This is a genomic window from Flavobacterium sp. (assembly GCF_039932285.1).
In the GTDB taxonomy this organism is placed as follows: domain Bacteria; phylum Bacteroidota; class Bacteroidia; order Flavobacteriales; family Flavobacteriaceae; genus Flavobacterium.
The window spans coordinates 1-6,776 of record NZ_JBDTQE010000104.1; the positions used below are offsets into that span (position 1 = coordinate 1).

Annotated in this window: 10 protein-coding genes; all 10 read right to left on the minus strand. The window is 30.4% G+C overall.

What is annotated here, in order from left to right; all coding sequences use genetic code 11:
* Positions 1-65: 65 nt before the first annotated feature.
* Positions 66-488 (minus strand): hypothetical protein, encoded by a 423-nt coding sequence (locus ABI549_RS13040; protein WP_348076898.1) that lies wholly within the window; start codon positions 486-488, stop codon positions 66-68.
* 4 nt (positions 489-492) lie between these two features.
* The gene (locus tag ABI549_RS13045) at positions 493-924 is read right to left on the minus strand and encodes a hypothetical protein (RefSeq protein WP_348076899.1); all 432 of its coding nucleotides are present in this window, start codon (positions 922-924) and stop codon (positions 493-495) included.
* 227 nt (positions 925-1,151) lie between these two features.
* Positions 1,152-2,927, minus strand: a complete 1,776-nt coding sequence (locus tag ABI549_RS13050; protein ID WP_348076900.1) for an ATP-binding protein — start codon at positions 2,925-2,927, stop codon at positions 1,152-1,154.
* A gap of 189 nt (positions 2,928-3,116) precedes the next feature.
* Entirely contained in the window at positions 3,117-3,548 is a 432-nt protein-coding gene (locus tag ABI549_RS13055; protein ID WP_348076901.1) for a hypothetical protein, read from the minus strand.
* A 171-nt stretch (positions 3,549-3,719) separates the two neighbouring features.
* Positions 3,720-4,190 (minus strand): hypothetical protein, encoded by a 471-nt coding sequence (locus tag ABI549_RS13060; protein WP_348076902.1) that lies wholly within the window; start codon positions 4,188-4,190, stop codon positions 3,720-3,722.
* Between the two features lie 192 nt (positions 4,191-4,382).
* On the minus strand, positions 4,383-4,823 hold the full coding sequence (locus ABI549_RS13065) for an SMI1/KNR4 family protein (RefSeq protein WP_348076903.1): 441 nt from the start codon (positions 4,821-4,823) through the stop codon (positions 4,383-4,385).
* Between the two features lie 168 nt (positions 4,824-4,991).
* Complete coding sequence (locus tag ABI549_RS13070) at positions 4,992-5,348, minus strand: helix-turn-helix domain-containing protein (protein ID WP_348076904.1); 357 nt, start codon at positions 5,346-5,348, stop codon at positions 4,992-4,994.
* A gap of 6 nt (positions 5,349-5,354) precedes the next feature.
* Positions 5,355-5,648, minus strand: coding sequence for a type II toxin-antitoxin system HigB family toxin (locus tag ABI549_RS13075; RefSeq protein ID WP_348076905.1), 294 nt, complete (start codon positions 5,646-5,648; stop codon positions 5,355-5,357).
* A gap of 184 nt (positions 5,649-5,832) precedes the next feature.
* The gene (locus ABI549_RS13080) at positions 5,833-6,342 is read right to left on the minus strand and encodes a hypothetical protein (RefSeq protein ID WP_348076906.1); all 510 of its coding nucleotides are present in this window, start codon (positions 6,340-6,342) and stop codon (positions 5,833-5,835) included.
* Between the two features lie 86 nt (positions 6,343-6,428).
* Positions 6,429-6,674 carry a hypothetical protein gene (locus tag ABI549_RS13085; protein ID WP_348076907.1) on the minus strand — a complete coding sequence of 82 codons (246 nt, stop codon included), beginning with the start codon at positions 6,672-6,674 and terminating at the stop codon, positions 6,429-6,431.
* Between the last annotated feature and the right edge of the window lie 102 nt (positions 6,675-6,776).

Sequence of the window (6,776 nt, forward strand, 5' to 3'; positions counted from 1 at the left end):
CGAAAGAAAAACGTGAATTTACCACATTTTTCGCCATTTCTTGAAACCGCTGTTGTGTGACGTTTTTATTTCATCATTGATTTTCCTTTTTCAGTAAGATATACATCAACTTCTCCAGTAGAAACTAATACTACTTTTACGCCTAATATATTTCCATTTTTCTCATCATAAAAAACTGCAAAAAGACCATTATCTGATTTGCTTCTATTTTGTAAAACATTTTGGACAGCATCAGATTGATATACTATGTTGAAAAGACTACCATTATCATACATAGTTTCTTTAAATTTAATTAAGTACTCTTTTGTTGTTCCAAAATCATTATCTGTCATTAATAATTTCCCTGAATTTGTATTAAAATCAAAAGTAAAATTTTCTTTGGCAGTTCCGTTTGGTGTTTTTCTGTAATTCGCTGTAACATTCAGATTTGTTTGCGCAAAGCTATAACTACAAATAGTTAAAATGATAATAGTTAAAATGTTTTTCATAATGTTAGTTGTTTGGATAAAATACTAAATTACCATTGTAATCCTTTTTATAAGTACCTAAAATATTTCCATTGTTATCTTTCTTAACAATATTTCCATTATAATCTTTTGATAAAGTATAAATTACATTTCCGTATTGGTCTTTTACAACTTCATTCCCATTGTAATCTGTCGATTGTGTACTTTGTCTATTACCATAGTTGTCTTTTGAAACTGTATTTCCGTTATAATCTTTAGATTCTGTTTTTATTACGTTTCCATATTGGTCTTTCCAGACAAAATCTCCATTATAATTTGTCGAACCTGTTGCCACAATATTTCCATATTGGTCTTTCGCAACTGTATTTCCATTGTAATCTTTTGAATAAGTTAGTTTTTGGCTATAACCTAAAACTGTAATTAGCAAAAATGCAAGTGTTAAAATAATTTTTTTCATTTTCTATGTTTTCTATTTGCTTACTCTTTCAAAATGCGGTTTTCAGCGAACCCGTTCGTTTCAATTTTCGTTTTCGTGCGGTAAAATGTCACACAACGTTCCCGCGCTTGGCGTCAGTTGCGAACTTCGTAACTGATTATTTTCCACTAAGATAATATTTCTTGCGAAACGTGAACGTGAATTTACCACGAAATTCGCAATTGCGCCAAACGTGTGTTGGCAGCAGTTTAGATGATTTTTTTGATTGTCTCGAAAATTCTATTTGGGGTAAATTGAGGAAAGTCATTTATTATTTTTTGTATTATATCTTTCTTAAGAGCATCCTCTCTTTGGTAAACATTTAAAAAAGGAAATTTGTTTTTATATAGCGTTTCTAAATCGTGGCCTTGAAAAACAATAAACTCATTCGTCACATTTAATTTCCAACCGTTATATAGATCGTACTCGACAATATTTGCAGACATTAAATTAAGAGTTGATAAAACGTAATCTATTATCTTTTGTGCATCAATTTCTGTTAAGTCACGTAGGTCAGAATAAGAAGAAATATTTTGTAATGCAAAATCTGAAATTGATATCTTTGCTTCTCTTATGAAAAGTAATCCCATCATTAAAGGGTCTAAAAGATAATTTTCAATTGAATATCTTTCGTTTTCTCCTAAAACTATAATTCTTCCTTTGGTTTCATTTTCCTTATCCCAATCAATTATGCCATATATTTGGTCATTACCATTGTCAAATAAATTTTTGACAACTTCAATTACATCAGTACAGTTTGAACCATTTGATGTTCGTGCGGGTAAATAAATTGGCTCACAATTTATAGTATCAATTCTTAATAAAATATTAGTTATAAGTTCATAATATGTAACATCATATTTGCTTTCAACAAATACCTGTCGTCTTTGATCATTTGAAATTTTTAGAAAAGGTATGTCGCTGGAAAGTAATTCTACAGCTTTTTGTACTGATATTTTTGTTGGTATAGGATTTCCACGTTCCATTTGATAAATGGAAATCCCTTCAGAAGAAATAATAGTGGTTGGAGAATGTGAAGTTATTATCGCAGGAATTTCACTCAAAGTAACAATATTATAGTTCAATATTTTAACCATTTTTCTCGACATTGATGGATGTAGCGCTGCGTCAGGTTCGTCAATTAACAAAAATTCAGGTTTGTTACTATCTCCTTTAGTGTTGTAAATAGCTAGGGCTAGAGACATCAAAACTTTTTCACCAGTAGATAAGTCCTGTGAAGAGATTTCTGTTCCATTTTTTCTGTCAATTAATCTAAAACTAAAATTAGAATCCGTTCTAGTTCCCAATGGTGAATTTACTTCATATGGGACATTAATTTCTTCAAGAATACTGTTTACAAAATCCCAAGGTGGCAAGCCATTTTTTTTATTAAATTCTTCATCAGACAAAATTGGCGATGTAGGAATAAGATTTTGTGTTACATAATATTTGTTAATATTGTTTTCTTCTAAAAGGCGATGATAATTTTTGAATATTAAAGCAAATTGTGCAGTAAAAAAATCGTTCTCTGCCATCATTGAAATATCAAAATTGTCGGCAATGTCATTTTCGGTTATTTCTTCTATTTTTTTTTGAATTCTAGGGATTATTTTTGGTCCAATTTTCTTAAAACTTGCATCACCTGAATAGGCATATAAATTACTTTCAACTAAGGCAGCTCTTGATGTTGTTGTCCTTTTTATTGCATTTTGAAGTTGAGTCCAAAAATTTTTTATCCATTGAGTAATAGAAGTTGGGTCACAATCTTCTTGAATTATGGAATTTAATCCATTAAATGGAATATATCGAATATTTGAAATTTTTTTGCCATTAACAGACACATCGCTGAATTCTTCATTTGAGATAGCTTCTAATAAATGAGTTTTTCCACTTCCGTTTAAACCTGTTAAGACTGAAAAATCTGGAAGCTCAAATTCACATAAGTTTATTGATTTGTATTGTTTTTTTATCTTAATTGTAATCATTTCAAGTTTTGTGTGTTAAATTGCTGCCAACGTTCCCGCGCTTGGCGTCAGTTGCGAACTTCGGAACTGATTATTTTCCACTAAGATAATATTTCTTGCGAAACGTGAACGTGAATTTACCACAAAATTCGCAATTGCGCCAAACGTGTGTTAGTGGCAGCTTTCTTTTAGGTTCTGTTTCGCCTTTATTTATTTTAACAAGTTTTCAAATGATTCTTTAATACTTTGAGCTTCTGCCTCCGAAGTTTTAAGAGGTATATTTTGCTCAGTAACTAGAATTTCTTTATTTTCTTGAATAGAAATATAACTCATCTTACCGTTTTTAGTAAATATGCTTAAGATTAGATTTCCGGCTGGAGCAATTGATGTTTCTATTCTATCAAATTGATTACGATAAAATACTGTCTTTGATAAAAGTTCATTACCATAAAACAATTCCAGAACTATTTTTTTTCCAAATTCTTCTGTTTTTATTTGATAAAAAGTATCTTGACCAGCAATTGAAACTGAGAAAGTTGCCAACTTTATATTTAAAGATTCGATGACATCTTTTTCCCTTTGAGATTTAGCTGACAGTGAAAAAAGAAGTAATGTAATGTAAAAAAAGTTTGATAATTTCATTTAATTCGTCTAATTTGTTAATAAGTTGCCACTAACGTCTTGGCGCTTGGCGAGGTTGGGGAGTAAAGATGCGAGATTTTTCCATTAAACACAAATTTTCCAAGTACAAAACCATTTTTAAATTAAGCCTAAAACCCCAATCTCGCCAAACGGCTGTTGGCAGTAGTATTTTTATTTATAACGTTCGGTTTTTATTATGTTACTATTTTTATCATAACGCACAATACTATCAAGATGATAATTTTCATCTGTAGGAATTGGGTATTCTTCGGAAGTTTTACTAACGCTCGATGAATATTCTTTTCGGTTTTTATATGTTATCTCTCTTATGCGATGTTCGTTTTTGTTATATTCCCAAGTTCCTACAATTGGTTCTTTTGAAGTTGCTGAAAGAAAAAACATAAAAGGAATTGGAGAACAAAATATAAGAATTAATATATTCCATTTTTTTATTTTTATTTTGTCTTTCCAAATTATAATTCCTGTAATAATTGTCAAAACAGCCCAAATTATTACAAGTATAAATAAATATCCAAGAGAAGCGCTTTCATCATTTTTAGACAAAATCCACATAAAAATTGTAGATAAAGTATAAATTACAGAAATACTTAAAAGTTTTAAATTTGGATTTTCGTTTATCATTCTTTGTTAATAAAATTGCCTTATTTTCTTGAATTTTTCGATTCTGCGGTAATATTACTGCCAACGTCTTGGCGCTTGGCGTGGTTGGGGACTTTTGAAACCGAGTATTTTCGGCTTAACGTAAAGGTAATAAAAAAACGCTAATTCCACTAAAACCCCAATCACGCCAAACGGCTGTTAGCAGCTGCCATTTTATTTCGGTTCATTTTCTTTAAACCATTTCTCTCCGTTGTCCATTCTTTTCAAAAAGTCAGTGAATGAATTCCCAATTTCAATGTGATACTCTTTGTCTAAGTCAATAAAAGGAGAAAGTACCACTCTAATTTTTCCGTCAACAAGTTTTTCAAGACCAATAAATTCTCCTCCACCATTACTTCCGATTGCAATTGTCATTTTAAGATTCTCAAAAATTTCATAATCTTCATTATAATTCAGCAGATTTGCAAAATCCCAAAGATTGAAAAATTGTTCTCCAATTTCAGTTTCATAAGACGAATAATTTTGAAGGTATGTTTTATAATCTTTCGACAATTCAAATCCTATTTTACTTTCAATTTCTCCAAAATTTAAGTTCTCTATTATTTCTTTTTTTGGCCAATCATACTTTTTAAGAATTTCATCGATTTCATTCATTATCTAATATTTTGAGATTTCATGGGTGGTTGCTGCTAACGTCTTGGCGCTTGGCGAGGTTGGGGACTTTAAAGCAGAGTATTTTCTGCCGAAACGAAGATATGATAAAAAACGCTAATTCCACTATAACCCCAATCTCGCCAAACGGCTGTTAGCCGACGTACATATTTAGTAAGTTTGAATTAAAACATCTGTTGGAATATGTAATCTTTCATGAAGTTGTCTTATCATTTCTAATGAAAGTTTTCTTTTTCGATTTAAAATTTCACTAGCACGACTTTTAAGACCTACAATATTTGCTAAATCAGTTTGATTGTAACCCATTTGTTCCATTCTAAATTTAATTGCTTCAATCGGGTCAGGCAAACCGATTGGAAAATTTTCATTTTCAAATTGGTCAATTAAAATCCCAAGCACTTCTAATTCATCGCCTTCTGGTGAATTCAATTTTGCGTCAAATATTATTTCAAGTCTTTCAAGGGCTTGATTATAATCATTTTCTGTTTTTATAGGTTTAATATTCATAAACAATTAAATTTCATTAGCGTTAATCTTGTCATATTCTGCGTGAGTTCCAATAAAACGAATCCAAATCATTTGATAATCATAATTGATTTTTACAATCAATCGGTAATTATTTCCTTTAATATTAAAAACAACTCTATTGTGATTTAAAATACTTGCACTTGGATATTCCTGTTTTATTTCATTTGGATTTCTCCATAGCGCTTTACTCGTTTCTTGAAACCAAGCTGTAAGTTGCTGTTCACAATCATTATGAACTTCCCAAAAATCGCGTAATATCTTTTTTGCAACTACTCTCAAAATTTCTTTTTTGACAAAGATAAACAAAAGTTCCCATATCGGGATAATTATTCCAAAAGTTTTTCGTCGCGCACGTATGTCGGCTAACGTCTTGGCGCTTGGCGTGGTTGGGGACTTTTGAAACCGAGTATTTTCGGCTTAACGTAAATGTAGTAAAAAAACGCTAATTCCACTAAACCCCCAATCACGCCAAACGGCTGTTGGCAGATAGTGCATTTTCGATTAGTTTGTCTAAAGTATTCATTTCAGTTTCGTTCAATATATTTCTACTCAATTTTTTACTTTTTGTAACATACTTTCCGCTGAATGGATTTAATAATACGTAATTTAAATCACCAAAAATTTTAATTTGAATTTTTCGATTCAGTTCTCTTTCTAATTCATTAATCTTTTGTTTACTTTCAAGTCTTGCTTCAATATTATTTTCATATTCTCCGAAATGACAATAAAAATATTCATAATTATATTCATCAGTTTTTTCAATTTTATTTCTAATTTGAGAATGAATTTTGTTATACGAAAAATGATTCCCAATTCTGGAAATGACAGGATTGCATCCATCACGATTATCTCCAACTTTACCAACATAAAGTTTTATACTTTCATTTTCATTTTTTGGCGTTGCAATGAATAAATAAACAGCCCATTGTCGTTTAGTTGAATCGCCCGAAATTTTAAAACTTTTTATTTCCATAATTTATTATTTTGGCGGAGAAAGGGAGGAATCGAACCTCCCTTCGCATTCAGTCTTGAATTCAGTTATTAAGTTTCTATTTTTTTCTATGTTTTATAGTCAGAAGTAAGACCGTCTTTCTCCACGAATGCGACTCCTAATACCATACTTTTAATAAAATTCATAATTCTTTCTTTTATTTCGATTAAACTAATTTTTTCTATTTTTTTCATAATCATTGTTTTTAAGGTTGTTAATATTAATTTTGGGTTAATAGACAATCCAACTCTGACTACGAACATAGTAAAGTCAATAGACTTAGTAACTTTTAGAATCAAGATTTTATATCTCAAAATAGAGATTTTTCTTTCAAGGAACGATTTTTTTTTGCATTTCTGCCAACGTCCCGTGGCTTGCTGTCAGTTGCGAGCTTCGGAACTAAATATTTTCTGCTA

Excerpts from the sequence above, each read along its gene's own strand:
- ABI549_RS13070 (WP_348076904.1), bottom strand. The coding sequence starts at position 5,348 with ATGAATATTAAACCTATAAAAACAGAAAATGATTATAATCAAGCCCTT.
- ABI549_RS13045 (WP_348076899.1), bottom strand. The coding sequence starts at position 924 with ATGAAAAAAATTATTTTAACACTTGCATTTTTGCTAATTACAGTTTTA.
- ABI549_RS13065 (WP_348076903.1), bottom strand. The coding sequence starts at position 4,823 with ATGAATGAAATCGATGAAATTCTTAAAAAGTATGATTGGCCAAAAAAA.
- ABI549_RS13060 (WP_348076902.1), bottom strand. The coding sequence starts at position 4,190 with ATGATAAACGAAAATCCAAATTTAAAACTTTTAAGTATTTCTGTAATT.
- ABI549_RS13050 (WP_348076900.1), bottom strand. The coding sequence starts at position 2,927 with ATGATTACAATTAAGATAAAAAAACAATACAAATCAATAAACTTATGT.
- ABI549_RS13080 (WP_348076906.1), bottom strand. The coding sequence starts at position 6,342 with ATGGAAATAAAAAGTTTTAAAATTTCGGGCGATTCAACTAAACGACAA.
- ABI549_RS13040 (WP_348076898.1), bottom strand. The coding sequence starts at position 488 with ATGAAAAACATTTTAACTATTATCATTTTAACTATTTGTAGTTATAGC.
- ABI549_RS13055 (WP_348076901.1), bottom strand. The coding sequence starts at position 3,548 with ATGAAATTATCAAACTTTTTTTACATTACATTACTTCTTTTTTCACTG.